Annotated in this window: 19 protein-coding genes; 10 read left to right on the top strand and 9 right to left on the bottom strand. The window is 68.1% G+C overall.

Annotated elements, in window-relative coordinates; translation table 11 throughout:
- Positions 1-5: 5 nt before the first annotated feature.
- From C3942_RS00575 to C3942_RS00560, 4 genes are read right to left on the bottom strand one after another with little or no spacing between them, the layout of a single operon-like run.
- Positions 6-1,598, bottom strand: coding sequence for a DHA2 family efflux MFS transporter permease subunit (locus C3942_RS00575; RefSeq protein WP_243393483.1), 1,593 nt, complete (start codon positions 1,596-1,598; stop codon positions 6-8).
- Entirely contained in the window at positions 1,595-2,707 is a 1,113-nt protein-coding gene (locus C3942_RS00570) for an HlyD family secretion protein (protein WP_104228389.1), read from the bottom strand. Before C3942_RS00570 ends, C3942_RS00575 begins: the two co-directional genes overlap by 4 nt.
- A gap of 16 nt (positions 2,708-2,723) precedes the next feature.
- Positions 2,724-4,058, bottom strand: a complete 1,335-nt coding sequence (locus C3942_RS00565; RefSeq protein ID WP_165797261.1) for a TolC family protein — start codon at positions 4,056-4,058, stop codon at positions 2,724-2,726.
- Positions 4,048-4,548, bottom strand: a complete 501-nt coding sequence (locus C3942_RS00560) for a MarR family winged helix-turn-helix transcriptional regulator (protein WP_104228978.1) — start codon at positions 4,546-4,548, stop codon at positions 4,048-4,050. The genes C3942_RS00565 and C3942_RS00560 overlap by 11 nt, the downstream gene beginning before the upstream one ends.
- A 325-nt stretch (positions 4,549-4,873) precedes the next feature.
- Between C3942_RS00560 and C3942_RS00555 the strand changes: the two genes are divergently transcribed.
- Positions 4,874-6,880, top strand: a complete 2,007-nt coding sequence (locus tag C3942_RS00555; RefSeq protein WP_104228387.1) for a DEAD/DEAH box helicase — start codon at positions 4,874-4,876, stop codon at positions 6,878-6,880.
- Positions 6,881-7,091: 211 nt separating this feature from the next.
- Positions 7,092-8,879 carry an acyl-CoA dehydrogenase C-terminal domain-containing protein gene (locus C3942_RS00550; protein WP_104228386.1) on the top strand — a complete coding sequence of 596 codons (1,788 nt, stop codon included), beginning with the start codon at positions 7,092-7,094 and terminating at the stop codon, positions 8,877-8,879.
- Positions 8,880-9,307: 428 nt separating this feature from the next.
- Here C3942_RS00550 and rluF read toward each other — a convergent pair whose 3' ends face one another.
- Entirely contained in the window at positions 9,308-10,006 is a 699-nt protein-coding gene (gene rluF / locus C3942_RS00545; protein ID WP_104228385.1) for a 23S rRNA pseudouridine(2604) synthase RluF, read from the bottom strand.
- A gap of 32 nt (positions 10,007-10,038) precedes the next feature.
- Here rluF and C3942_RS00540 point away from each other — a divergent pair, with 32 nt between their 5' ends.
- Positions 10,039-11,217, top strand: a complete 1,179-nt coding sequence (locus C3942_RS00540) for a BaiN/RdsA family NAD(P)/FAD-dependent oxidoreductase (RefSeq protein ID WP_104228384.1) — start codon at positions 10,039-10,041, stop codon at positions 11,215-11,217.
- A 39-nt stretch (positions 11,218-11,256) separates the two neighbouring features.
- Here the strand turns inward: C3942_RS00540 and C3942_RS00535 are convergent, their stop codons facing one another.
- Both C3942_RS00535 and C3942_RS00530 read right to left on the bottom strand, forming a co-directional pair.
- The gene (locus C3942_RS00535) at positions 11,257-11,628 is read right to left on the bottom strand and encodes a YidH family protein (RefSeq protein ID WP_104228383.1); all 372 of its coding nucleotides are present in this window, start codon (positions 11,626-11,628) and stop codon (positions 11,257-11,259) included.
- Between the two features lie 143 nt (positions 11,629-11,771).
- Positions 11,772-13,271 carry an OmpA family protein gene (locus tag C3942_RS00530; protein WP_133164199.1) on the bottom strand — a complete coding sequence of 500 codons (1,500 nt, stop codon included), beginning with the start codon at positions 13,269-13,271 and terminating at the stop codon, positions 11,772-11,774.
- 194 nt (positions 13,272-13,465) lie between these two features.
- Here C3942_RS00530 and prfB point away from each other — a divergent pair.
- The 7 genes from prfB to C3942_RS00495 all read left to right on the top strand — a co-directional run bounded on the left by prfB (position 13,466) and on the right by C3942_RS00495 (position 24,303).
- Positions 13,466-14,561, top strand: a protein-coding gene (gene prfB, locus C3942_RS00525) for a peptide chain release factor 2 (protein ID WP_104228381.1) whose coding sequence is annotated in 2 segments (ribosomal slippage) — positions 13,466-13,537 and positions 13,539-14,561 — 1,095 coding nt in all. Because the reading frame shifts where the segments join, the coding sequence is not laid out codon by codon here.
- 3 nt (positions 14,562-14,564) lie between these two features.
- Positions 14,565-16,070 carry a lysine--tRNA ligase gene (lysS, locus tag C3942_RS00520; RefSeq protein WP_104228380.1) on the top strand — a complete coding sequence of 502 codons (1,506 nt, stop codon included), beginning with the start codon at positions 14,565-14,567 and terminating at the stop codon, positions 16,068-16,070.
- A gap of 91 nt (positions 16,071-16,161) precedes the next feature.
- Entirely contained in the window at positions 16,162-18,024 is a 1,863-nt protein-coding gene (gene recQ / locus C3942_RS00515) for a DNA helicase RecQ (protein WP_243393482.1), read from the top strand.
- Between the two features lie 100 nt (positions 18,025-18,124).
- Positions 18,125-18,619: a DUF3016 domain-containing protein gene (locus C3942_RS00510; protein ID WP_133164198.1), complete on the top strand. Its 495-nt coding sequence runs from the start codon at positions 18,125-18,127 to the stop codon at positions 18,617-18,619.
- A gap of 154 nt (positions 18,620-18,773) precedes the next feature.
- Complete coding sequence (locus C3942_RS00505; protein WP_243393481.1) at positions 18,774-20,615, top strand: DUF1329 domain-containing protein; 1,842 nt, start codon at positions 18,774-18,776, stop codon at positions 20,613-20,615.
- Complete coding sequence (locus C3942_RS00500) at positions 20,612-21,715, top strand: WD40/YVTN/BNR-like repeat-containing protein (protein ID WP_104228377.1); 1,104 nt, start codon at positions 20,612-20,614, stop codon at positions 21,713-21,715. Before C3942_RS00505 ends, C3942_RS00500 begins: the two co-directional genes overlap by 4 nt.
- Complete coding sequence (locus C3942_RS00495; protein ID WP_104228376.1) at positions 21,712-24,303, top strand: efflux RND transporter permease subunit; 2,592 nt, start codon at positions 21,712-21,714, stop codon at positions 24,301-24,303. The genes C3942_RS00500 and C3942_RS00495 overlap by 4 nt, the downstream gene beginning before the upstream one ends.
- A gap of 312 nt (positions 24,304-24,615) precedes the next feature.
- Here the strand turns inward: C3942_RS00495 and C3942_RS00490 are convergent, their stop codons facing one another.
- Both C3942_RS00490 and cysW read right to left on the bottom strand, forming a co-directional pair.
- Positions 24,616-25,743, bottom strand: a complete 1,128-nt coding sequence (locus tag C3942_RS00490; RefSeq protein ID WP_104228375.1) for a sulfate/molybdate ABC transporter ATP-binding protein — start codon at positions 25,741-25,743, stop codon at positions 24,616-24,618.
- Positions 25,744-25,754: 11 nt separating this feature from the next.
- Positions 25,755-26,618 (bottom strand): sulfate ABC transporter permease subunit CysW, encoded by an 864-nt coding sequence (gene cysW / locus C3942_RS00485; protein ID WP_104228975.1) that lies wholly within the window; start codon positions 26,616-26,618, stop codon positions 25,755-25,757.
- Between the last annotated feature and the right edge of the window lie 30 nt (positions 26,619-26,648).

Raw genomic sequence — 26,648 nt, 5'->3', positions numbered from 1 at the left:
TTTCCCTAGTGCGAGTCCACCGGCGCCGAGGCCGGGGGCTTGGAGCGCTTCACCAGCCACACGGTCATGGCCATGATCGCGGTCAGCGCGGCCAGCAGATAGTACACGTCGATGTAGGCGAGCATGCCGGCCTGGCGCTCGATCATGCCCGACATCGCGGCATGGGCGGCCTGCTCGTTGCCCAGTGTCGTGCTCATCGACTGCATCGTGGCCTGGTAGGCCGGGTTCAGCGGATCGATGTTCTCCGCGAGGTTCGCGTGGTGCACCTGGTGCGCCCGCGACAGCGAGAATGTCACCATCGATACGCCGACGCTGCCGCCGAGATTGCGCATCAGGTTGATGATGGCGGTGGCGCTGCTGGTCTGGCCGGGGGGGGTGTCGGCATAGGCCAGGGCATTGAGCGGGATGAAGACGAAGGCCAGGCCGAACATCTGGAACATGCGCAGCGCCACCAGCTGGCCATGCGCGATGTCCAGGTCGATGGTGGTCAGCATCAGCATGGCCAGCGAGATCAGGACATAGCCGGAGCTCGACAGGATGCGCGAGTCCACGCGCGTCACCAGCTTGCCGACGATGGGCATCATCACCACCGTGACCAGGGCCCCCGGCGACACCACGATGCCGGCATCCATCGCCGAGTAGCCCAGCAGGGTCTGCATCATCTGCGGCAGCAGCACCGACAGGCCCAGCAGCGGGATCGACATGCCGGCGACCAGGACATTGGCGATGGCGAAGTTGCGGTTGCCGAGCAGGCGCAGGTTGATGATGGGGTGCTCGTGCGTCAGCTCGCGGTAGACCAGCAGGGCCAGCGAGAAGACGCAGACCATGATGCAGGACAGGATGAAATCCGAGTCCAGCCAGTCGTGCTTCTGCCCCAGGTCCAGGATCAGCTGCAGGCTGCCCATGCTCAGCGCGATCAGCGCAAAGCCCAGGTAGTCCACGCGGATGCCGGATTCGCGGCGCTGGCGCGTGACGGCGCGCAGTTCCGGCGGATCGCGGATCAGCGCCATGGCCAGGGTCACCAGCACGATGCCCACCGGCACGTTGATCAGGAAGATCCAGTGCCAGGAGAACTGGTCGGTGATCCATCCGCCCAGGGCCGGCCCGAAGGCCGGTCCGGAGATCACCGCCATGCCGTACACCGCCATGGCCATGCCGCGCTGCTCCTGGGGGAAGGAATCCGCCAGGATCGCCTGCGACACCGGCTGCAGGCCGGCGCCGGCGGCACCCTGCAGGATGCGCAGGCCGATCAGCGCCGGCAGCGACGGCGCCAGGCCGCAGAGCAGGGAGGCGATGGTGAAGGCGACGATGCAGCCGATGTAGTAGCGCTTGCGGCCGATGGTGTCCGACAGCCAGCCGGTCATCGGCAGCACAATGGCATTGGCCACCAGGTAGGAGGTCAGTACCCAGGTGGCCTCCTCGGTGCTGGCCGACAGCGAGCCGGCGATGTGCACCAGCGAGACGTTGGCGATGGCCGTGTCCAGCACCTCCATGAACGCCGCCATGCCGCAGACCACGGCGATCAGGTAGGTGAAGCGCGCCGCCGAAGCGGCGGGACGCGGAGCGGCCTGCGCGTTCGTGGCGACCGCCCCGCTCACCGCGCGGCAGCCTGCAGCGCGGCGCCGTGCGCGTCGTCGGAGATGTCCACCCGCGGCTGCGCCGACATGCCTGGCACCAGGTGCAGGTCCGCGTCCGGCGCCGGATCGAAGACCAGCTTCACCGGCACGCGCTGCACCACCTTCACGAAGTTGCCGGTGGCGTTCTCCGCCGGCAGCAGAGCGAAGGCGGAGCCGGTGCCGGCCTGCAGGCTGTGCACGCGCGCGCGGAAATCACGGCCGGGATAGGCATCGATCCCGACGCTGACCGGCTGGCCGACGCGCATGTGCTGGAGCTGGGTTTCCTTGAAGTTGGCCACCACCCAGGTGTCCTTGCCGACCAGGGCCAGCACCGGGCTGCCGGCGGCGAGCTGCGAGCCCGGCTGCAGGTTCTTGCGCGTGATACGGCCGTCGCCGGGCGCGGCCACGCGGGTGTACGACAGCTGCAGCCGCGCCAGGTCCAGGGCGGCCTGGGCCTGCGCCACCGCGGCCTGGGCGCTGGCCAGCTGCGCTTCCTTGGCGGCCGTCTGCTGCGGGGCGGTCTGGGTCATGGCCAGCTGCGCGGTGGCCTGCTCGGCCTGCGCCTGCAGGGCTCGCGCGCTGCTGCGGGCCTGGTCCAGCGCCTGGGCGGAGACCTCGTCCTTGGCGTACAGCGACTCGTAGCGCCTGGCATCGGCCTGCGCGCGTTCGGCCTGTGCCCGCGCGGCGCGCACCGCGGCCTGAGCCTGTGCCACGTTGGCCGGGGCGCTGGTATTGGTCATGGTGAGATCCGCCTGCGCGGAGCGGGCCTGGGCCTGCGCCGCGGCGAGGTTGGCCTCGGCTTGGCGCAGGCGCGCCTGGTAGTCCGCCGGGTCCAGTTCGAACAGCGGCTGTCCGGCCTTCACCAACTGGTTGTCCTCCACGTGCACGGCCACCACCGTGCCGGCGACGCGCGGCGCCACCATCGTCACGTCGGCCTCCAGGAAGGCGTCGTCGGTGGTCTCGTAGTTGCGGGAATGCCACCACCAGCCGGCGGCTCCCAGGATGGCGAGCGCCAGTGCGGACATCACGATGACGCGGCGGCGGCCGTTGCCTTCTTCCGGGGCGGGGGAGGGAGTGGGGGTGGTGTTCATGGGAGCGGTACGGCTTTCAGAGTTCGAAGGCATGGGCGCGGCCCTGGGCCGCGGCCAGGTTGACGCGGGCCTGCTGGTAGGCGGCCAGCGCGGCGATATGCTGGCTGCGCGCGCGCGCCAGGCTGGCCTGCGCGCTGACCACGTCGACATTGTTGGCCACGCCGTGGAGGAAGCGGTCGCGCGCCAGTTCCAGCTCGCGTCCGGCGAGGTCGCGCGTGGCGGTGGCGGCTTTCACCTGCTCAGCGGTGTTCTGCACCGTGGCCAGGGCCAGGCGCACGTCCTGCTCCACCTGCTGGCGCAGGTCCTCGGCGCGCTCGCGCTGCTGCTCCAGCTTCAGCCGCGCCGCGTCCTCGCCGGCGCGCAGGGCGCCGCCGCTGTACAGCGGCAACTCCAGGCTGGCGCCATAGCGATAGGTGTCCTCCTCGGCGCGCACCGGCGTCCGCGAGGACTGGCCGTAGTCCGCAAACAGGGCTAGCGTCGGCCAGCGGCGCTGCCGCGCGGCCCGCAGCTCGGCGTCGGCCTGCTTCAGCGCCGCCTCGATCGCGGCCAGCTCCGCGCGGTGGCCGCGCGCCTCGTCCAGCGCCTGCGCGGCGCTCGGCGTCGCGGCCGGCGAGGCTTCGAGTTGCCCGCCGAGGGCCAGCGGCGCATCCATCGGCAGCACGGCGGCGCGCTGCAACTGCAGGCGCGAGCTGGCGATGGCGGTCTCGGCCTCCGACAGGGCGTAGCGGTCCTGCGCCACGGCCGTCTGCGCGCGGGCCACGTCCACCCCGGAGGCGACGCCGGCCTCGCGCTGGTCGCGGGCCAGCGTCAGCAGGTCCTCCGCCAGCACCAGGTCGGCCCGCGCGGCTTCCACCGCCTGCTCTCCGGCCAGCACCTGGATGTAGCTGAGCGCCACCTGCGCGGCGATCCGCTCGCGGCTCTGCTCGGCTTCCGCGCGTGCCGCCTCCACCGCGTGGCCGGCGCCGGACAGTTCGCTATGGCGGGCAAAGTCCAGCACGGCCTGCGACAGCTTCACGCGGGCATCGAACACCGAATAAGGCCCGATCAGCGAGGGCAGGCCGGGAAACTCGAAGCCCAGCGTTGCCGGATTGGTGGTCTGGCGGGTCTGCGAGACGCCGGCTCCGAGCTGCGGCAGCAGGGCGGCAAGGGCGGTGTCGCGCTGCGACTCCGCCAGGCCCACCGAGGCTTGCGCGATGCGCTGCGGCGGCGACAGGCTCAGGGCCCGCTGCACCAGTTGCGGCAGGGTATAGGTCACGGCCTCGGTCTCGGCCGCGGCGGCAGGCCCGGCCAGCAGGGCCGCGGCGAGGGCCAGGACGGCGCAGGCCCGGGGGGACAGATACTCAGTCTTCATGATGATCGGCATTCCGGCGCTGGTGGACGCCGGACACCAGCTTGAGCAGCAGTTCCTGCAGCAGGGTGCGCTCGCCCGGGGTCAGGGAGGACAGGAAGCGCTGCTCCTGTTCCAGCACCCGGTTCATGTGGCGCTCGCGCCAGGCGCGCCCGGCCTCGGTGAGGTCGATGGCGTTGGCCCGGCGGTCTTCGCTGTGGCGGCTGCGCTGCAGCAGGCCACGGCCCTCCAGCTCGTCCATCACCTTCATCGTGGTCGTGCGGTCCAGGCTCATGACCGCGGCGATGTCGGTCTGGCGCAGGCCGCCCCTGCGGAACAGCAGGCTGAGGATGGCGTAGTGGCGGATGCCCAGGCCGTCGCCGTCGAACACGGCGTCCATTTCCTCGGCGAGGTCCTGGCGGGTGCGCGCCAGCAGGAAGCTGAGGTTGCCCGTGAACTCGGCGGGCAGCAGTTCGCTGAACAGCGGGCGAGGGGCGGGGGATATCGAGGTCATGAGCTATATGATCACTAAAAGTGATTATTTGCCAAGCAGCAAAATGAGCTTGCGGCGCCCGGCCCGGGCGTAGATATTTTGCTGCTATGCAGCATTGGCGCCGGGAATAGGTTAGGATGTGCGACTTGCCGCATGATTTGCGGCAAGTTTTTTCGAGCAGCCCCTGGGTCCCCGGCTTACGAAGGCGCACAGACGCCTTCCTGAGGAAAAGCCTTCCGCCCTTGAGGCCGAGACTTTTCCGCGTTGCCGGCCTGCATGCCGGCAGCGCACTCTGTGCTGCGGTCGGTCGCCGTTCAGAGCCTTTTCTGACGCCCGAGGGGTACCCATGTCCGACGAGTCTTCCATCCGCTTTGCCGATCTCGGCCTCAGCGAGCCCGTGCTGCAGGCCCTGTCCGAGGTCGGTTACGAGTCGCCCTCGCCGATCCAGGCGGCGACCATCCCGGAGCTGCTGGCCGGCCGCGACGTGCTGGGCCAGGCCCAGACCGGCACCGGCAAGACGGCCGCTTTCGCCCTGCCGGCGCTGTCGCGCCTGGATGAAAGCCAGAAGAAGCCGCAGGTCCTGGTGCTGGCGCCGACCCGAGAGCTGGCCATCCAGGTGGCCGAGGCCTTCCAGAAGTACGCCGCCCATATCCCGGGCTTCCAGGTGCTGCCGATCTACGGCGGCCAGAGCTACGGTCCGCAGCTGGCCGGCCTGCGCCGCGGCGTGCAGGTCATCGTCGGCACGCCGGGCCGCGTGATCGACCATATCGAGAAGCAGACGCTCAAGCTCGACGCGCTGCGCTACCTGGTGCTGGACGAGGCCGACGAGATGCTGCGCATGGGCTTCATCGACGATGTCGAGAAGATCCTGCAGCAGACCCCGGAAAGCCGCCAGGTGGCCCTGTTCTCCGCCACGATGCCGCCGCAGATCCGCCGCATCGCCCAGACCTACCTCAAGAGCCCGGCCGAGATCACCATCAAGGCCAAGACCACCACCGCCACCAACATCCGCCAGCGCTACTGGATGGTGAGCGGCATGCACAAGCTGGACGCGCTGACGCGCATCCTGGAGGTGGAGAGCTTCGAGGGCATGATCATCTTCGCCCGCACCAAGAACGAAACCGCGGACCTGGCCGACAAGCTCTCGGCGCGCGGCTTCTCGGCGGTGGCGCTCAACGGCGACATCGCCCAGCGTGATCGCGAGCGCATCGTGCAGAAGCTCAAGGACGGCACCGTCGACATCGTCGTGGCCACCGACGTCGCTGCCCGCGGCCTCGACGTGGAGCGCATCAGCCATGTCGTCAACTACGACATCCCGACCGACACCGAGTCCTACGTGCACCGTATCGGCCGTACCGGCCGCGCCGGCCGCAGCGGCGACGCGATCCTGTTCGTGGCGCCGCGCGAGCGTCACCTGCTGCAGGCCATCGAGCGTGCCACGCGCCAGTCGATCCAGCGCATGGACCTTCCCAGCACCGACGCGGTCAACGACCAGCGCATCGGCCGCTTCAAGCAGCGCATCGTCGATGCGCTGGGCGGCGAGGGCCTGGAAGTGTTCCGCGACCTGATCGAGGCGGTGGAGCGCGAGCAGAACGTGCCGGCGGTGGAAATCGCCGCCGCGCTGGCCCGCCTGGTGCAGGGCAATACGCCGCTGCTGGTGGCGGCGCCGACCGCGCCGGTGGCCGGCGCCCGTCCGGCCGCCCGCGACTTCCGGGAGGAGCGCCGCCCTGAGCGCCGCGACTATGCCGCGCCGGAGCGCCCGATGCGCGCCGAACGCTTCGAGCGGCCGGAGCACTCGGCCCGTGCGGAGCGCAGCGAAGCCCCGGCGCGCGCCGAGCGTTTCGACAAGCCGGTGCGCACGGAGCGCGAGGAGCGCTTCGAGCCGCGCCCCGAGCGCCCGCGCCGCGAGAAGAACCACGACGAGCCGACCGAGACCTTCCGAATCGAGGTGGGCCATGTCCACGGCGTGCAGCCGGGCAACATCGTCGGCGCCATCGCCAACGAGGCCGGCCTGGACAGCGAATACATCGGCCGCATCGACATCCGCGAGGACCACAGCTTCGTGGACCTGCCGCAGGGCATGCCCAAGGACGTCTACCGCGACCTGCAGAAGACCTGGGTCTGCGGCCAGCAGCTGCGCATCAGCCGCGCGGGGGACACGCCGGAACTGCCGTACTCCACCCCGCCGAAGAAGCCCGGCAAGCCGATGGGCCTGGGCAAGCCGATGGCGCCGCGCGTCGCCTCCGGCGGCCAGCGCATCAGCCATGGCAAGTCCAGCCACCGCGGGCCGGGCGGCTTCAGCCACGGCGGCGGCAAGCCGGAGCATCGCGGCCCCAAGAAGCCGCGCTACTGATCCGCGGCCTGCGGCACTACAAGGGAGCGGCCCCGAGGCCGCTCCCTTTCTTCGTGCCCGCGCCCGTCATGGGCCGGCACTTGTGAACTCCCCTTCATCCGGAGTAAGAATTTCCTGCCGGGGCATGGGCTTCGGCCCCAACATACGGTAGAGTACGGCCATCACTTTTCAGGCTTGTTTTCCTTTTACTTCCCCTACCAGGAGACCGTTCATGGGTCAGTACACTCCGCCGCTGCGCGACATGCAGTTCGTCCTGCACGAGATGCTCAATGTCGAGGCCGCCCTCAAGAAGCTGCCGGCGCACGCCGACATCGACAGCGACACGATCAACTCCATCCTCGAGGAAGGCGGCAAGTTCTGCGCCGAGGTGCTGTACCCCCTGAACCAGGTCGGCGACCGCGAAGGCTGCAAGTACCAGGGTGACGGCGTGGTCACCACGCCCACCGGCTTCAAGGAGGCCTACGCCCAGTTCGTGGAAGCCGGCTGGGGCGCGCTGGGCATGGACCCGGACTTCGGTGGCCAGGGCCTGCCGCACGTGGTGCACAGCGCCTTCATGGAGATGATGAACTCCGCCAACCAGGCCTGGACCATGTACCCGGGCCTGTCGCACGGCGCCTACAACGCGCTGCATGCCTTCGGTACCCCGGAGCAGAAGCAGCTGTACCTCCCCAAGCTGGTCTCCGGCGAGTGGACCGGCACCATGTGCCTTACCGAATCCCACGCGGGCACGGACCTGGGCATCCTCAAGACCAAGGCCGAGCCTGTGGGCGATGGCACCTACCGCATCACCGGCACCAAGATATTCATCTCGGCCGGCGAGCACGACATGTCCAAGAACATCATCCACCTGGTGCTCGCGCGCCTGCCGGATGCGCCTCCGGGCACCAAGGGCATCTCGCTGTTCATCGTGCCCAAGTTCATCCCGGACGCCGACGGCAACCCGGGCAAGCGCAACGACTTCAAGTGCGGCTCCATCGAGCACAAGATGGGCATCCACGGCAACGCCACCTGCGTCATGAACTTCGACGGCGCCGTCGGCACCCTGGTGGGCGAGCCCAACAAGGGCCTCAACGCCATGTTCGTGATGATGAACAGCGCGCGCCTGGGCGTGGGCATGCAGTCCGTGGGCCTGGCCGAAGTGGCCTACCAGAACTCCCTGGCCTACGCCAAGGACCGCCTGCAGAGCCGCTCGCTGACCGGCCCCAAGGCCAAGGACAAGCCGGCCGACCCGATCATCGTGCATCCCGACGTGCGCCGCATGCTGCTCACGCAGAAGGCCTACGTCGAAGCCGCTCGTGCCTTCAGCTATTGGGCCGGCCTGGCGATCGACATGGAGCACAAGCACCCGGACGAGAAGGTGCGCAAGGAGAATGCCGACCTCGTCGCGCTGCTGACGCCGGTGATCAAGGGTTTCATCACCGACAACGGCTATGACTCCACCACGCTGGCCATGCAGGTGCTGGGCGGCCACGGCTACATCGCCGAATGGGGCCTGGAGCAGCACGTGCGCGATGCGCGCATCAACATGATCTACGAGGGCACCAACACCATCCAGGCGCTGGACCTGCTGGGCCGCAAGGTGCTGGCCGACGGCGGCGCCAAGCTGATGAAGTTCGGCAAGGTGATCCAGGACCTCCTGAAGTATCACGCCGAGAACCCGGCGATGAAGGAGTTCTGCGACCCGCTGGCCGCGCTGCTGGGTGACGTGCAGAAGGTCACGATGGAGATCGGCCAGAAGGCGATGAAGAACCCGGACGAGGTCGGTGCCGCCGCCGTGCCCTACCTGCGCATCATCGGCCACCTGGTGTTCTCGTTCTCCTGGTGCTACGCCGCCGGCGTGGCGGTGAAGAAGCTGGACAGCGGCGACGCCTTCTACAAGTCCAAGCTGACCACCGCGCGCTTCTACTTCGCCAAGCTCTATCCGGAGACCGCCGCGCTGCTCAAGCAGGCCCGTGCCGGCTCCGCTTCGCTGATGGAACTGGACGTCGCCAATTTCTAGCTTCCAGGCGGGCCGCAGTCACGAAGAGGCCGGGGAAACCCGGCCTTTTTCGTTGCCCGTCCGGGAGGGGTGTTCAGCGCTGGCCTGCGCCGACATGCGCGGCGGCCAGCGTGGTGAAGGCGACCAGGGCTCCGAGCGTCATCCCGATTGCAAAGCCGAGCCAGAACATCGGCGGTCCCGCCTAGTACAGGGCCGGCCGGAGCGCCACCATGGCCTCCGGCTTCCCGGGACGATGGCCGGGGGCGGACCCCTGGGGCTCCCTGCGCAAGCCGCGGGCGGCGCGCCATACCGGATGCCAGCCGCCCGGACGATGATCGTGGTATCGCAGCGTCATCGCATGCCCCCTGTTTCAAGCCCCCGGATTCAGTCTGCGCGCCCGAGCCCGGAACCGGTATCCGACCTTGGTCCTAGGGACGGGAAGGGGATGCTCACCACTGCTCGCGGGCCGGCAGCAGCCCGCGCAGCTCCTCGGGTTTCAGGTCCCGCCACTGGCCGGGCCTCAGCTCGCCGAGCTCGATATTGATGATGCGCACCCTCTGCAGGCGCCGCACCTCGTAGCCGAAGTGTTCGCACATGCGGCGGATCTGCCGGTTCAGGCCCTGGGTCAGCACGATGCGGAAGCGCCGCGGGCCGGCCTTCCAGACGCGGCAGGGCTTGGTCACCTGGTCCAGGATCGGCACCCCGCCGCCCATGCCCTTCAGGAAGTCCTCGGTCACCCACTGGTCCACGTCCACCACGTATTCCTTCTCGTGGTTGTTCTCGGAGCGCAGGATCTCGTTGACGATGTCGCCGTTGCTGGTGAGCAGGATCAGGCCGTCGGAATCCTTGTCCAGGCGGCCGATGGGAAAGATTCGCTCGGCATGGCCGATGTAGTCCACGATGTTGCCGCGCACGTGCCGCTCGGTGGTGCAGGTGATGCCGGGCGGCTTGTTCAGGGCGATGTAGACATGCTTCTGGGCTCGGCGTCCCACCGGCCGGCCGTCCACCCGCACCTCGTCGCCCTCCTCGACCTGGGTCCCCAGCGTCGCCACCTGGCCGTTGACCTGGACCCTGCCGGCCTCGATCCAGCCGTCGGCCTCGCGGCGCGAGCAGATGCCGGTCTCGCTGATGTACTTGTTGAGTCGCATGGGCGCGAAGTATCGCCTACGCTACGCGCCCCATGCATCCTGACCATGACCTGATCGTCCTCGGCGGCGGCGCCGCCGGCCTGATGTGCGCGCTGACCGCTGGCCAGCGCGGGCGGCGCGTGCTGGTCGTCGAGCATGCCAACCGGGTGGGCAAGAAGATCCTCATGTCCGGCGGCGGGCGCTGCAACTTCACCAACCTGCACACCGGGCCGCAGAACTTCCTGTCCGCCAACCCGCATTTCTGCAAGTCCGCGCTGGCGCGCTATACCCCGGCGGACTTCATCGCCCTGGTGGAGCGCCACGGCATCGCCTACCACGAAAAGGAATTGGGCCAGCTGTTCTGCGACGACTCCTCCAAGCAGATCGTGCGCCTGCTGCTGGACGAGTGCGCCGCCGGCGGCGTGCGCATCGAGGTGGACTGCGCGGTGGGGGAAGTGAGCCGCCAGGGCGAGGGCTTCGCCGTCAGCACCGCCCGTGGCCGCTTTGTCGCGCCGCGCCTGGTGGTGGCCACCGGCGGCCTGTCGATCCCCAGCATGGGCGCCAGCGGCTTCGGCTACCAGCTGGCGCGGCAGTTCGGCCACGGCGTCCTGCCGACCCGCGCAGGCCTGGTGCCCCTGACCCTCAGCGGCCGGCCCCAGGAGCAGTACCAGGACCTCAGCGGCGTCTCCTTCGAGGTGGAGGCCCGTGCCGGCCACCAGGCCTTCCGCAACCAGATGCTGATCACCCACCGCGGCCTCAGCGGCCCGGCGATCCTGCAGATCTCCAGCTACTGGCAAGCCGGCGAGCCCCTGCAGCTGGACCTGCTGCCGGACCGCGATGCCCTGGCCTGGCTGCAGGGGCAGCAGCAGGAGCGCCCCCTGGCGGAACTGCGCACGATCCTGGCCGAGGCCCTGCCCAAGCGCTTCGCCCAGCGCCTTTGCGAAGCCTGGTTCCAGAGCAGGCCCATGCGCCAGTACCGCCCCCAGGAACTGAAGGACCTCGCCGGGCAGCTGGCCAGCTGGCCGATCACCGCGTCCGGCACCGAGGGCTACCGCACCGCCGAGGTGACCCTGGGCGGCGTGGACACCCGGGAGCTGTCCTCCACCACCATGGAATCGAAGCTCGTGCCGGGGCTGCATTTCGTGGGCGAGGTGATGGACGTGACGGGCTGGCTGGGGGGATTCAACTTCCAGTGGGCCTGGGCGTCGGGTGCGGCGGCGGGGGCGGCCTGAGCACGTACGTCGGAGCGGCCGTTGGCCGCGAAGGCCACTTCAGCCCTGGGAGAACAGATAGCCCGCCACCGCCATGCCCAGGGCCGCCGTCACCAGGTTGGTCGCGGTGGCCAGGTGCACCCAGTGCCCCGACGGAATCTCCGCCCCGCGCAGGCTGCGCAGCACCCTCGCGTACTGCGCGCTGGACAACAGCGCCAGCAGAACGCCGCAGAGGATGAACCCCACTCCCACGAGATGCGAAGCCAGCCGCGGCCCGGGCGTCGCCGCCGTCTCCGGCGCCACATAGCGCAGGAACAGGCCGAAGCGCTCGATCACGAAGCCAAAGGCCATCAGGGTCAGACAGGTCCGGTTCCAGGCCAGCAGGGTACGCTCGGCGGCGAACAGGACGCGGGGATCATTGAGTTCGGACATGCGGGCAGGGTAGCAGCCCTGGGCAAGGTCCCAAAGAAAAACCCCGCCGGTCAGGGCGGGGTTCGATCAGCTAAACCCACAGACTCGCCGCGCCAGGATCCCCATGCCTGATGGCATGGGCCCCCTCCACGCGGCTCGCTGCTTTACTCAACGACCTTCAGCTCCACGCGGCGGTTGTTCTCGCGGCCGGCTTCGGTGTCGTTGGTGTCGATCGGCTGGGCCTCGCCATAGCCCACCGGGGTCATCCGGTCGGCGGTGACGTTCTGGCCGCTGAGGAAGGTCTTCACCGCGTTGGCACGGCGCTCCGACAGGCCCAGGTTGTAGGCGTCGGTGCCGACGTTGTCGGTGTGGCCTTCCAGCTCGACCTTGATCTCCGGGTAGGAGTTCAGGGTGGCGCCCACGTCGATCAGGATGGTCTTGGCGTCCTCGGTCAGGCGGTCCGAGTCGAACTCGAACTTCACGCCCTTGAGGATGAACTTGTTGGCGGCGCAGCCATTCTCGTCGACCTGCTCGCCGGCGCGCGGCTTGCGGCAGTCGCCGGTCAGGGCGCAGCCGTTGGCCAGGACCTTGGCGCCGGCCGGGGTGTTCGGGCACTCGTCGATGTCGTCGGGCACGCCGTCGCCGTCGCCGTCGATCGTGCAGCCCTGCTCATTGACCTGCTTGCCGGCCGGAGTGTCCGGGCACTGGTCGAGGCCATCGGGCACGCCGTCGCCGTCGGAATCCACCGCGCAGCCCTTGTCGTCCACCGTGGCGCCTTCCGGAGCCGGCGGGCATACCGTCTCGACCACTTCCGGCGCCGGCTCGGCGGCCTTGGCGGTGTGGCCCAGCGGGATCAGGACGCCGACGTTGAAGACGCCGTCATAGAAGTGCTTGTTCTCGTCCGGGGTGGTGCCGGCCAGGTTGCGGCCATGGGCGTCCACGCGGTACAGGGCTTCGGCGCGCAGGATGATCTTCTCGCTGAGCGGATACAGGTAGCCCAGGCCCACGTCGAACAGCGTGGTCTTGTAGTCGGGAATCGGGCCGGGATGATCGGAGGCGGCGCCGTACATCAGGTTCAGCTTGGTGTACAGGTTCGGCATGCTGTTGAAGAAGGAGATCAGCGCACCGAGGCCGACACCCTTGATCTCGGCCGAGCCGCTGCCGCTTTCGGCATCCATCCGCCCGTAGACGCCGATCAGTTCCAGCGCCATGCCGTCGGTGACCTTCTTGCCGATGGAGATGACGCCGCCCAGGCCGTCGTCCGTACCGCGGTCGTCGTCGGCGTAGATGTAGGAGAACATCGGCGACACGTACCAGCGGCGATGGGCCAGGGCGGAGCCGGCGCCCGCGGACTCTTCGCCCGAGCTGCCCTCGTCGCTGTACGAGTCGTCGGAAGAGGCGGCGGCGGAGTCGTCCACCGGGGCTTCCTCGGCGGGGGCGGCAGCCTCCTCGACCGGGGCCTCGGCGGCGGCATCCGCGGGGGCGGCCTCGGCAGAGGCGTCGGCCGGAGCTTCGGCGGCGGCATCGGCCGGAGCTTCAGCGGCGGCGTCCGCAGGGGCGGCTTCGGCCGTGGCTTCGGCCGGTGCGGCCTCGTCCTGGGCCTGGACCGGGGCAATCATGCCCAGTGCCAGCAGCATTGCGAAAAGACCGAACCGACGTTTCATGCTTTCTCCCCTGTGATCCTTCCCTGACGGGAATCCTAGTTGTTCGGCAAATATAACAGTCGCCAGTGGCAACCGTCTGCTATCCCTCGATTTCTATCATGCGGGCGCGGCGGCCGACAACCGATGCGGCGGCGCTGCGGCTATAATCCGCGGCTCATTTTCACGGCCCCTCTGGCGGGCCCCTCCGGCCGATCATGGAAATCCAGCAGATCAAGAGCGAGATCACAGCCCTGCGAGCGCGTTTCGACGCGCTCCGGGGCTATCTTTGACTACGATAACAAGAAGGACCGCCTCGCCGAGGTGAACGCCGAACTGGAGGGCGGGGAGGTCTGGAACAAGCCGGAGTACGCCCAGAACCTGGGCCGCGAGCGCGCCATGCTGCTCGAAGTGATCGAGTCCATCGACCGCGCCCACAACGGCCTCAACGACGCCAACGACCTGCTCGACCTGGCCGAGGCCGAGGACGATGCCGGCACGGTGGCCGAGGTCGAGCGCGACGTGCTCAAGCTGGGCAAGCTGGCCGACGAGATGGAGTTCCGCCGCATGTTCAGCGGCGAGATGGACACTGCCAACGCCTATATCGAGCTGCAGGCCGGCGCCGGCGGCACAGAGGCCCAGGACTGGGCCGACATCCTGCTGCGCATGTACATGCGCTGGGCGGAAGGCAAGGGCTTCAAGGTGGAGCTGCTGGAGCGTTCCGACGGCGAAGTCGCGGGCATCAAGTCCGCCAGCCTGTTCATCGAGGGCTCCTATGCCTACGGCTGGCTGCGTACCGAGACCGGCGTGCATCGCCTGGTGCGCAAGTCCCCGTTCGATTCGGGCAACCGCCGCCACACCTCGTTCGCGGGCGTGTTCGTCTCGCCCGAGGTGGACGACAACATCAACATCGAGATCAACCCGGCGGACCTGGAAGTGGCCACCTTCCGCTCCTCGGGCGCCGGCGGCCAGCACGTCAACAAGACCGAATCGGCCATCCGCATCAAGCACATCCCCAGCGGCATCGTCGTGGCCTGCCAGACGCAGCGCTCGCAGCACGCCAACCGCGACCGCGCGATGAAGATGCTGGCGGCGCGCCTGTACGACATCGAGCTGCAGAAGCGCAACACCGAGAAGCAGAAGGTCGAGGATTCCAAGAGCGACATCGAATGGGGCAGCCAGATCCGCTCCTACGTGCTCGACCAGTCCCGCATCAAGGACCTGCGCACCGGCGTGGAAATCGCCGACACGCAGAAGGTGCTGGACGGCAACCTCGATCCTTTCATTGAAGCCAGCCTCAAGCAGGGGCTCTAAGCCATGACCGAAGAACAGAAGCAGCCGCCGCAGGACGAGAACTATGTGATGGCGGCGCGGCGCGAGAAGCTGGACAAGCTGCGCGCCGCCGGCAATGCCTATCCCAACGACTTCCGCCGCGACACCATGGCGGAGTTCCTGCATGGCAGCTACGGCGAGCGCGACGCTGCCTCGCTGGAGGCCGATGCCACCGAGTTCCGCGTGGCCGGTCGCCTGATGGCCAAGCGCGGGCAGGGCAAGGTCAGCTTCGTGGAACTGCAGGACCAGTCCGGCCGCATCCAGCTGTTCGTCCAGCAGAACGCCCTGGGCGAGGACGCCTACAACGACTTCAAGACCTGGGACGTGGGCGATATCGTCGGTGCCGCGGGCACGCTGATGCGCACCAAGGCCGGCGAGCTTTCGCTGCGCGTCAGCCGCATCCAGCTGCTGAACAAGACCCTGCGGCCGCTGCCGGACAAGTGGGCGGGCCTGACCGACACCGAGATCCGCTACCGCCAGCGCTACGTCGACCTGATCGTCAACCCGGAAGTCCGCAAGGCCTTCGAGAAGCGCGGCCAGACCGTGCGCTTCATCCGCAACTTCCTCGACTCCCTGGGCTTCCAGGAGGTCGAGACGCCGATGCTGCAGCCGATCCCCGGCGGCGCCACCGCGCGCCCGTTCATCACGCACCACAATGCGCTGGACCGCGAGCTCTACCTGCGCATCGCGCCGGAGCTGTACCTCAAGCGCCTGGTCGTCGGCGGCTTCGAGAAGGTCTACGAGATCAATCGCAACTTCCGCAACGAGGGCCTGTCCACCCGGCACAACCCCGAGTTCACCATGCTGGAGTTCTACCAGGCCTACGCCGACTACCGCGACGCGATGGACCTGGTGGAGACGCTGGTGCGCGATGCCGCGATCACCGTCAACGGCGGCGGCAAGCTCAGCTACGGCGGCCGCGACTACGACCTGGAGCGTCCGTTCAACCGCTGGACCATGAAGGAGGCCGTGGCGCGCAACAATCCGGACTTCGATACCGCCAAGGCCGATGACCGCGAGTATCTCGCGGCGTTCTGCCGGAAGGTCGGGGGCGATGCCAAGAAGGACTACGGCGCCGGCAAGCTGCTGACCGAGATCTTCGAGCAGACCGTGGAAGCCACGCTGCTGGACCCGACCTTCATCACCGAGTACCCCACGGAAGTCTCGCCGCTGGCGCGCCGCAGCGACGCCAACCCGGACGTGACCGACCGCTTCGAGTTCTTCATGGGCGGCCGCGAGGTCGCCAACGGCTTCTCCGAGCTCAACGATCCGGACGACCAGGCCGGCCGCTTCAAGGCCCAGGTGCTGGCCAAGGATGCGGGCGACGACGAGGCCATGGTGTTCGACGCCGACTACATCCGCGCCCTGGAATACGGCCTGCCGCCGACCGCCGGCGTGGGCATCGGCATCGACCGCCTGGTGATGTTCCTGACCGACTCGGCGAGCATCCGCGACGTGCTGCTGTTCCCGCAGATGAGGCCTGAGGCATAAGAAGCCGTCACTCCGGCGAAAGCCGGAGTCCAGTCGTGACCGTGTTGAGGAAGTGAGGGACTGGATACCGGCTTTCGCCGGTATGACGAGAATGACCGACGACCTGCTTCCCGCCCTCAAGCGCCACTTCGGCTTCGACCGCTTCCGCCCCGGGCAGGAAGCGGTGGTGCGCGACGCCCTGGCGGGGCGCGACCTGCTGGCCATCATGCCCACCGGCGGCGGCAAGTCGCTGTGCTTCCAGCTGCCGGCCTTGCTGCAGGAAGGCGTGATGGTGGTGGTATCGCCGCTGATCGCCCTGATGCAGGACCAGGTGCGGCTGCTGGAGGACAACGGCATCGCCGCCACCTTCCTCAATTCCACCCTCGGCGGCATCGAGGCGGCGCAGCGCATCCAGGCCCTGCGGCGTGGCGAGATCCGGCTGCTCTACCTGGCGCCGGAGCGCCTGCTGAGCCCCGGCTTCGTCGACAGCTTCCTGCAGCCGCTGCAGGAGACCGTAGGCATCTCGGCCTTCACCATCGACGAGGCGCACTGCGTCTCCGAGTGGGGGCACGACTTCCGTCCGGAGTACCGCCAGCTCAGCCGCCTGCGCGAGTGGTTTCCGGACGTGCCGGTGCTGGCCTTCACCGCCACCGCGACGCAGCGCGTGCGCGAGGACATCGCGCGCCAGCTGGCCCTGCGCGATCCGGCGCTGCACGTGGCCAGCTTCAACCGGCCCAACCTCTACTACGCGGTGAAGCCGCGCAGCGGCCGCGCCTTCGACGAGCTGCTGGGCCATATCCGCTACAACAAGGGCTCCGGCATCGTCTATTGCCTGTCGCGCAAGCGCGTGGACGAGATCGCCTCCGACCTGCAGGCCGAGGGCGTCTCCGCATTGCCGTACCATGCCGGCCTCGATGCCGAGACCCGCCGCGAGAACCAGGACCGCTACATCCGCGACGACGTGCAGGTGATGGTGGCCACCGTGGCCTTCGGCATGGGCATCAACAAGCCGGACGTGCGCTGGGTGGTGCACTACGACCTGCCCAAGACCATGGAAGGCTACTACCAGGAGGCCGGCCGCGCCGGGCGCGACGGCGAGCCGGCGAGCTGCATCCTGTACTTCGGCATGGGCGATATCCGCACCGCCGAATTCCTGATCGCGCAGAAGGTCCATCCCCAGACCGGCGATCCGCTGGAGGACGAGCAGCGCATCGCCCGCCAGCAGCTGCGCCAGGTGCTGGACTATGCCGACAGCAGCGAGTGCCGCCGCGCCGTGCAGCTGCGCTACTTCGGCGAGCCCCATCCGGGCCAGTGCGGCAACTGCGACAACTGCCTCAACCCGCGACCGCTGCAGGACTGGACCCTGGAGGCCAGGCAGATGCTGTCGGCGGTGGCGCGGCTCGCGCAGCGCCGCCAGCGCTACGGCGCCAGCACCGTGATCGACATCCTGCGCGGTGCCAGGACCGAGAAGCTGGTCTCCAGCGGGCTCGACAGCCTGAGCGTCTACGGCATCGGCAGCGCCCGCAGCCAGGAGGACTGGCGCGCGCTGGCGCGCTCGCTGCTGCAGCAGGGCCTGATGGAGGAAACCCATGACGGCTACCCGGTGCTGCTGCTCAACGCGGCGAGCTGGGAGGTGCTCAAGGGCGAGCGCAGCGTGCGCATGGCCGCTCCGGCCGCCGTGCCCAAGGCGGCGGGCAGGGGCAGGGCGGCGCGGGCCGCCGCCGCGGCCGGCGTGGAGCCGGACTCGGAGGAGGACGCCCTGTTCGACGCCCTGCGCGCCCTGCGCAAGAAGATCGCCACGGCCCACGGCGTGCCGCCCTACGTGGTGTTCAACGACGCCAGCCTGCGGGCCATGGCCCGGCAGAAGCCCGTCGACCAGGACGCCTTCGCCGCGATCCCGGGCGTCGGTGCCAAGAAGCTGGAAGAGTACGGCTGGGATTTCACGGCGCTGATCCGCGAGCACGTGAAGCCCTAGGGGCGCCCGAAGGGATACAGCTCCCGGCTGTTGCGGGTACTTCCGCCCGCCCCGCGGAGGAGTAATATCGGAAACCCGCTCCCCGCCGGCAGGAGGCATCGTGCGATCCCTTCCGAACATGCTGGCCGCCGTGCTGCTGGCGCTGCCCCTGGCGGCCGCCGCGGCCGTGGATGTCCGCTACCTGAACCCCGAGAAATACACCGATGCCGGCCAGCGGCCCGGTGAGCACCGGCCTTCGGAATCGCTCAAGCGCCAATTGACGGCCGAAATGCAGCGCCTGGGCGAGCGCTACCTCGAGCCGGGACAGGAACTGGCCATCGACGTCCTCGACCTGGACCTGGCGGGCCGTTTCCAATGGTGGGATGCCAGCCAGGGCCAGGTCCGCGTCATGGACGGTGTCGGCTGGCCGCGGATGCAGGTCCGCTACCGCCTGACCCGGGGCGGGCGGACGCTGGAGCAGGGGGAGGACAGCCTCAGCGACCGCCGCTACCTGGAGGCGGTGCCGGCCCGCAGCAGCGATCCGCTGCACTACGAAAAAGACATGCTGGAAGCCTGGTTCCGTGCCCGTTTCGCAGCAGGCCGCGAGCGGGGCTGAATACAGGAATGGGGAGCTTGCACCGGGCCGCCCTGGTGGACAGCCGCTGACGTTTCTGACAACGCTGAACGTCTGTACGGACAGTCCCCGGGCCGGCGGCCTGTGTAACATTAGACGCTGTAAACGTTTTTAACATCATCTGGGAGGAGAGCCCATGAAACGGCAGGTTGTCACCTGTGCCGCGCTGTTCGCGGCCGCAATGTTTTCGGGACCGGCATCGGCCGTCGTGTCCGCCGCCGAGGCAGGCAAGCTGGGCAAGGAACTGACCGAGGTCGGCGCGGAACGCGCCGGCAACAAGGACGGCACCATCCCGGCCTACGTCGGCAAGGCCTCCTTCAGCCCCGAGATGCTCAAGATCACCCGCGCCCAGCTCGAAGACCTGCGCGTGCGCCTGGTGAAGGACATCCAGGCCATGATCAGCGACGCCGGCGTGGTCAGCGACATCCTGAACCAGGGCCAGGCGATCATGGACGCCGAGCCGGCCAAGGCCGACAAGGTCATCGCCATCACGCAGCAGATGCTCAGCGCCGACCCGCAGCTCAAGGCCGAGTTCGACAAGGTGCTCAAGGGCCGCGGTGGCAAGAGCGTGGACGGCCTGATCGCGGCCGTGAAGTCGCGCCAGACCAAGCTGCCTGCGCTGAAGGACGACATCATTGCCGTCATCCAGAGCATGAAGGGCAAGCAGGACTGGATGTCGCGCCTGGTCAAGGCCTTCGACATCGCCCGCGTGCTGGAGATCCTGGCGATCGTCGACGATCCCAAGACCCGCGTGCAGGCCAATGACCTGCTGATCAAGTACACGCCCTCCTACGTCAAGGGCTTCCTGCAGTACAACGTCCCGGGCAAGCCGGCCGATCCGCTGGCCTCGATGCGCCCGCTGTACGTCATCACCAAGGCCAACCTGGCGCAGTACGACAAGGTGCTGACCGACGGCCACAAGGCGCTGTTCAAGACCTACCCCGACTACAAGATGATCGTGTTCCCGTCGTACCGGAACGCATTCTTCCCGGACGAGATCCTCAAGGCCACCGTCGCCAACGCCACCCGCGCCTCGCTGGTGGGCACCGACGACGTGCAGAAGGCCGAGTTGGGTTTCCCGTTCCCGATCCCCAAGTCCGGCGCCGAGCCGATCTGGAACCACAAGCTCAAGTTCCGCGGTTCCGCGGTCAAGCGCTACAACAACCAGGCCATCGTCAAGCCCGACGGCACGTACAAGATCTCCAAGCTGGTCGAGGACGTGAAGCTGAAGTACGCCAACCTCAAGGAACCGGCCGAGATGCGCAAGGGCGGCCTGTTCGCGTACTACCTGCAGGAGGTGCTGGAACCGCCCCGTGTCGCCGGCCAGATCATCCTGGTGCACGAAACCGCTGGCGGTGAAGGCAACTCGCGCCTCGCCTGGATCTACAGCCCGGGCCTGGGCCGCGTGAACCGCGCGCCGGACGTGGGCTTCGACAACCCGTCCATCGGCTCCGACGGCGAGCAGTTCAACGACCAGATCGACGTCTTCAACGGCTCGCTGGAACGCTTCGACTGGAAGCTGCTCGGCAAGCGCGAGATGCTGATCCCGTACAACTCGTGGATGCTCAACAGCCCCACCTTCAAGTACAAGGACATCATCCGCCCCGGCCACATCAACCAGGACCTGGCGCGTTACGAGATGCACCGCGTCTGGGTGGTGGAAGCGACCCTCAAGCAGGGCCAGCGCCACCGTTTCGGCAAGCGCCGCTTCTACCTGGACGAGGACTCCTGGGCGATCGCCGCCGTGGACTGCTACGACAACCGCGGCCAGCTCTGGAAGGTCCAGGAAGCGCATCTGCTGTCGATTCCCTTCATCCCGACCGTGTCGGGCATCCCGGAGACGATCTACGACCTGCAGTCCAAGCGCTACTTCGTGACGACCATGACCAACGAGGACGCCATCTCGGACTTCGAGGTCAAGTACGACGACGCGATGTTCACGCCGGCTTCGCTGCAGCGCAAGGCCAAGTCGAAATGAGCCGCCGGATGCTGCCGGCCGCCGCAGCCATGCTGGCGGTCTGGGCGGCGGTCGCGGGCGCCGAGGAGGAATCCTCGGCGCCTGCGGCCGTTTCCGCCGAGGAAACTTACGCAGAAGCACCCCCGGCCGAAGTGGCGGCTCCGCCCGATATCCCGCGCCCGGCCCTGATGGTCACCGGTGCCGCCAAGGCACGCCTGCTGGACTTGTCGCAGGCCGGCAAGCGCCTGGTGGCGGTGGGGCAGCAGGGCGTCATCGTGGTGTCCGAGGACGGTGGCAACAACTGGAAGCAGGTGCCATCGCCGGCCAGCGTCATGTTGACGCGCGTGCGCTTCTACAACGACAAGCTGGGCTGGGCCGTCGGCTACGACGGCACGATCCTGCATACCGCCGACGGCGGCCTGAGCTGGACGCTGCAGCACAGCGATCCCGAGGCGCGCGTGCTGTACGACGTGCTGTTCCTCGATCCGCAGACCGGCATCGCGGCCGGCGCCTATGGCGCCTTCTACCGCACCGCCGACGGCGGCAAGACCTGGGAGGCCCAGAACTTCCCGCTGTCGGAGCTGGGGCAGCACTTCAACCGGCTGCTGCGGCTGGACGCGCAGACCCTGTTCGCCGCCGGCGAGCGCGGCCTGCTGGCGCGTTCCGGCGACGGCGGCGTCACCTGGGAGATGCTGAAGTCCCCGTACGCGGGCTCCTACTTCGGCGCGATCGCACTGGGCGGGCGCAGCGTGCTGGTCTACGGCATGCGCGGCAACGTCTACGTGGCGCAGGACATCGGCGCCGCGCCGACGCAGGATCCGGCCCAGTACGATCCCTACACGGCCGAGACCCTGACCGACCCCGCGGCAATCGCTGGACTGGGCTGGCGCCGCATCGACAGCCCGGTGAAGGAGAGCCTGTTCGGCGGCACCCGCCTGGCTGACGGCAGCGTGCTGCTGGTGGGCATCAATGCCGTCGCGCTCAAGACCGATCCGGCGCTGACCTCGCTCCAGCCGGTCAAGCTGCCGGCGGCGGAGACACTGGTCGACGTTCTGCCCTACGGCGGCAAGCTGATCGCCGTCGGGCGTCGCGGCGTACAAAACCTGGGGGCCCTGCCGTGACCGCGGAAATCGCATCCAACAAGCTGACGCGGGCGATCCTTCGCATCGTCGAACCGCCCGTCTTCAAGTACCGCCGCTTCACGCTGGCGCTGCTGACGATCCTCACCCTGTTCTTCGTGTTCCAGGCTTCGCAGCTCAAGCCCAACGCGGGCTGGCTGAAGATGGTGCCCAAAGAGCACCCGTACATGCAGACCTTCATGGAGTACTACAGGGATTTCGGCGGCGCCAACACGGTGCTGATCGCCCTGCACAACAAGAAGGGCGACATCTACCAGCCGGAGTTCATGGAAACGCTGCGCCAGGTGGAAGAGGACGTCTTCAACGTCGAAGGCGTCGATCGCGCGCGCGTGACCTCGATCTTCTCCCCCAGCATCCTCTACGTCGAGGTGGTGGAGGGCGGCCTGTCCGGCGAGAACGTGATCCCCTCGGACTACGCGCCGACGCCCGAGATGATGGAGCGCATCCGCATCAACGTCGGCAAGGCCAGCGTCATCGGCCGCCTGGTCTCGGAGGACCAGGAGTCCGCCCTGGTGCAGTTCGAGCTGCTGGAGCATGACCCCAGCAGCGGTACCACGGCCGACCTGGAAGAGCAGTCCAAGCCGATGTCGGAGCGCCTGTCCAACGCCTGGAAGAACGGTGCGCGGCCCGGCGAACTGCCGCCCGAGGGCGGTCCGTCCTTCGGCCAGCGCATCAAGGCCGTCAGCGGCATCCTGATGGCCAACCAGCCCGGCGAGGGCGAGGCCAGCCTCGACTACGTCAAGATCGGCGAGAAGCTCGAGGAAATCCGCAAGAAGTACGAGTCGGAGAACACCAGCATCCATATCGTCGGCTTCGCCAAGGTCGTGCACGACATGACCAGCGAGTCGTACAAGGTGGCGGGCTTCTTCGTGATCGCGCTGTTCGTGATGGGCGCGCTGCTGTGGATCTACCTCGGGTCGCTGCCGCTGGCGCTGATCGTGGTTTCCACCTCGTTCGTGTCCTGCATCTGGGAGATGGGCCTGCTGAACCTGGTCGGCTATGGGCTCGATCCCTTTGCCATGCTGGTGCCGTTCCTGATCATGGCGGTATCGGTGAGCCACGGCGTGCAGTACGTCAGTTCCTGGGCCAACGAGATCTCCACGCGCAACGCCACCTCCCACCAGGCCTCGCTGGCAACCTTCCGCGCGCTGGCGATCCCGGGCTTGGTGGCCCTGCTGACCAACGTCGTCGGCTTCCTGACGATCTACCTGATCAACATCCAGATCATCCGCGAGATGGCGGTCAACGCCGCCCTCGGCATGGTCGGTGTGATCATGGTCAACAAGGTGCTGCTGCCGACGGTGCTGTCGTTCATCAAGCTGCCGAACCTGGCGCAGTTCCGCATCGCCACCGAGAAGCGCGAGCGTATCGGCGATTCGATCTTCCGCAAGATGACGGTGTTCTGCCGCCGCAAGCCCGCGATCATCACGATCACGATCTCGCTGCTGCTGGGGCTCTACGGCGCCTCGCAGTACCACAACGTGCAGATCGGCGACACCACCGAGGGCGTGCCCGAGCTCAAGCCCGACTCGCGCTTCAACCAGGATGCGGCGGAGGTTGCCCGGCACTTCACGATGGGCGTCGACCACCTCAAGGTGATCGCCGAGTCCTTCGACAACGGCTGCGTCGACTACGGCGTGATGTCGGAGCTCGACCGCTTCAGCTGGTACATGAAGAACCAGCCGGGCGTGCGCGACGTGCTGTCGCTGCCGGAGCTGGCCAAGATCGCCAACTCGGGCCTCAGCGAAGGCCGCCTGGACGCCGAGGTGTTGCCGCGTGCGCCGCAGTCGCTGGCGCAGACCACCGCGCTGGTGCCGCCGACCTCCGGCTTCCTCAACGACACCTGCTCGGCGCTGGCCCTGTTCATCTTCACCACCGACCACAAGGCGAAGACGATCGAGGAACTGACGGCGGCGGTGAAGGCCTACGCCAAGGACACGCAGCACGACCACCGGGTCAAGTTCCGCCTGGCCTCCGGCAACATCGGCGTGATGGCGGCCACCAACGAGGAGGTCAAGCGCAACGAGCTGCCGGTCATCGGCTATGTCTACGTCGTGATCGTGATCTTCCTGTGGCTGTCGTTCCGCACCCTGTCCGGCGTGCTCTGCGTGATCATCCCGCTGTCGGTGGTGACGGCGCTCGGCTATGCCGTGATGGTCTGGATGGGCATCGGCCAGAAGGTGGCGACGCTGCCGGTGCTGGCTTTCGCCTGCGGCATTGGCGTGGACTACGGCATCTACAGCTACTCCGTGATCGCGGCCGGCCTGCGCAAGGGCATGACCCTGGAGGATGCCTACTACCAGAAGATGCGCTCCACCGGAAAGGCGACGCTGTTCACCGGCGTGGGCCTGGCCTCCGGCGTGGCGCTCTGGCTGTTCTCCGGCTTGCAGTTCCAGCGCGACATGGGTGTGCTGCTGCTGTTCGGCTTCACCGCCAACATGATCGGCGCCATCGTGCTGCTGCCGGCCCTGGCGCACTTCCTGGGCAAGGAAGAGCTGAAGTACGCCGGCCACGACCTGACGCTGGGTGCGGACGACGCGCTGGCGGAGCCCGACGGCAAGAAGGGCTGACCTCGGTCGAGGCAACAAAAGGGCGCGTCGTAAGACGCGCCCTTTTTTTGCTTTCGTGAATCTACTGTCCGTTCAACCGGGCAGCGCCGCGAAGCGTCGCGTGTCGAGGTGCGCGATGCCTTCACTCCTCCGGGGTGTCGCTGGGAGTTTCCCGCAGCCACCAGGCATGAGGGAGCAGGGGACCCTCCATGGCGGGGCTTCGTTTCCTGCTCTGGTCCCTGGGCGGCCCTCCGTGGCCGCCCGTGATTCGCCGCGGGCGATGCCGTTCAGGTATCGCCAAAGCGCGGTGAATTGACCCACGCGGCTCGGGTTTTAGTTCCTCGCCCGCTCGCGGTTCTCGGCCGGCGCATTCGGCACCACGTCCGGCAGCGTCGTCGGGCGGCGGTGCGGCGCACGCGGGAACAGGCCGAAGGTGATCGGCGCCACGCGGATCGCGTCGCCCGGCTGGCGGCTGCGCGCCAGGGTGTCCAGATGCGAGAGCTCCAGCTCGATGCGCTCGCCGCTGGTGGCCAGGGCCGCGCTGATGCGGATCAGGGCGCCGGCGCGCTGCACCAGGGTCACCGTGGCATCCAGGCCGGGAGCTGCGGCATCGACGATCTGCAGGTCGTGCGGGCGCACGTAGATATCGACCAGGCCGCTCTCCTTGCTCTCGCTGTCCCAGACGTCGTCGCTGCCGTCGAAGCGCAGCTGCCGGTCCTTCACCTCGCCGGGCAGGATATTGACGCTGCCGAGGAAGTCGAACACGAAGGGGGTCGCCGGCTGTTCGTAGACCTGCTGGTTGTTGCCCACCTGCTCGATGCGGCCGCGGTTCATCACCACCACGCGGTCGGCCAGTTCCAGGGCTTCTTCCTGGTCATGGGTGACGAAGATCGTGGTGTAGCCGGTCTTGTCGTGCAGTTCGCGCAGCCAGCGGCGCAGGTCCTTGCGCACCTTGGCGTCGAGCGCGCCGAAGGGTTCGTCCAGCAGCAGCACCTTGGGGTCGATCGCCAAGGCGCGGGCCAGGGCCACGCGCTGGCGCTGGCCGCCCGAGAGCTGCGAGGGGTAGCGCTTGTCCAGGCCGGACAGCTGCACCAGGTCCAGCAGCTCGTGCACGCGCTGCTGGATGGCTTCCTTGGACGGACGCGCCGAGCCCTTGCGCACGTTCAGGCCGAAGGCGATGTTGTCGGCCACCGTCATGTGCTTGAACAGGGCGTAGTGCTGGAACACGAAGCCGACGCCGCGCTCGCGCACCGGACGGCTGGCGATGTTCTCGCCGCCGAAGGAAATCTCGCCGGCGTCCGGGAACTCCAGGCCGGCGATGGTGCGCAGCAGCGTGGTCTTGCCGGAGCCGGAAGGGCCGAGCAGCGCGATCAGCTCGCCGGACTCGATGTCGAGGTTGACGCCGTCCAGCGCAGGGAAGCTGGCGAAGGCCTTGTGGATGCCGCGGATCTGGATATTCATGATTTTTCTGCTCAGTGCCGGCGCGTGGCCGACAGTTCATCGCTATGCCGCCATTCCAGCCAGCTCTTGATGCCCAGCGTCAGCAGGGCCAGCATGGCCAGCAGCGAGGCCACGGCGAAGGCGGCGGAGAACTGGTACTCGTTGTAGAGGATCTCGACGTGCAGCGGCATGGTGTTGGTCTGGCCGCGGATATGGCCGGACACCACGCTGACCGCGCCGAACTCGCCCATCGCGCGGGCATTGCACAGCAGCACGCCGTAGAGCAGGCCCCACTTGATGTTGGGCAGGGTCACGCGCCAGAAGGTCTGCCAACCGGTGGCGCCCAGCGACAGCGCCGCCTGCTCGTCGTCCGTGCCCTGTTCCGTCATCAGCGGGATCAGCTCGCGGGCGATGAAGGGGAAGGTCACGAACACCGTGGCCAGCACGATGCCCGGCGTGGAGAACAGCACCTTGATGCCGTGCTCGCTCAGCCAGGGGCCGGCCCAGCCATGGGAGCCGAAGATCAGCACGTAGATCAGGCCGGCCACCACGGGCGAGACCGAGAACGGCAGGTCGATCAGCGACACCAGCAGTGACTTGCCGCGGAACTCGAACTTGGTGATCGCCCAGGCCGCGGACACGCCGAAGACCAGGTTCAGCGGCACGGCGATGGCGGCCGCGATCAGCGTCAGCTCGATCGCCGCCAGGGCGTCCGGGTCCTTCAGGGCCTCGAAGTAGGTCTCGACGCCGTTGCGCAGCGCCTCCACGAACACCGCCACCAGCGGCAGCAGCAGGAAGCCGCAGAGGAACAGGAGGGCCACGGCCGTCAGCGTCCGGCGGACCCAGGGGGCCTCGGTGATGACGGCGTTCTTCTCGATCAGCGGTTCGCGCGGCAGCTGCGGCGGGTCCTGCAGGGAATGGTCGAT

It is taken from the genome of Solimonas fluminis (genome assembly GCF_002930645.1).
Taxonomy (GTDB): domain Bacteria; phylum Pseudomonadota; class Gammaproteobacteria; order Nevskiales; family Nevskiaceae; genus Solimonas_A; species Solimonas_A fluminis.
Note: the sequence above shows the minus strand (reverse complement) of the source record. Positions and strands in the feature narration are given on the sequence as shown.

Coding starts and splice junctions, on each gene's coding strand:
- C3942_RS00570 (WP_104228389.1), bottom strand. CDS start 2,707: ATGAACACCACCCCCACTCCCTCCCCCGCCCCGGAAGAAGGCAACGGC.
- C3942_RS00565 (WP_165797261.1), bottom strand. CDS start 4,058: ATGAAGACTGAGTATCTGTCCCCCCGGGCCTGCGCCGTCCTGGCCCTC.
- C3942_RS00560 (WP_104228978.1), bottom strand. CDS start 4,548: ATGACCTCGATATCCCCCGCCCCTCGCCCGCTGTTCAGCGAACTGCTG.
- C3942_RS00555 (WP_104228387.1), top strand. CDS start 4,874: ATGTCCGACGAGTCTTCCATCCGCTTTGCCGATCTCGGCCTCAGCGAG.
- C3942_RS00550 (WP_104228386.1), top strand. CDS start 7,092: ATGGGTCAGTACACTCCGCCGCTGCGCGACATGCAGTTCGTCCTGCAC.
- rluF (WP_104228385.1), bottom strand. CDS start 10,006: ATGCGACTCAACAAGTACATCAGCGAGACCGGCATCTGCTCGCGCCGC.
- C3942_RS00540 (WP_104228384.1), top strand. CDS start 10,039: ATGCATCCTGACCATGACCTGATCGTCCTCGGCGGCGGCGCCGCCGGC.
- C3942_RS00535 (WP_104228383.1), bottom strand. CDS start 11,628: ATGTCCGAACTCAATGATCCCCGCGTCCTGTTCGCCGCCGAGCGTACC.
- C3942_RS00530 (WP_133164199.1), bottom strand. CDS start 13,271: ATGAAACGTCGGTTCGGTCTTTTCGCAATGCTGCTGGCACTGGGCATG.
- lysS (WP_104228380.1), top strand. CDS start 14,565: ATGACCGAAGAACAGAAGCAGCCGCCGCAGGACGAGAACTATGTGATG.
- recQ (WP_243393482.1), top strand. CDS start 16,162: ATGACCGACGACCTGCTTCCCGCCCTCAAGCGCCACTTCGGCTTCGAC.
- C3942_RS00505 (WP_243393481.1), top strand. CDS start 18,774: ATGAAACGGCAGGTTGTCACCTGTGCCGCGCTGTTCGCGGCCGCAATG.
- C3942_RS00500 (WP_104228377.1), top strand. CDS start 20,612: ATGAGCCGCCGGATGCTGCCGGCCGCCGCAGCCATGCTGGCGGTCTGG.
- C3942_RS00490 (WP_104228375.1), bottom strand. CDS start 25,743: ATGAATATCCAGATCCGCGGCATCCACAAGGCCTTCGCCAGCTTCCCT.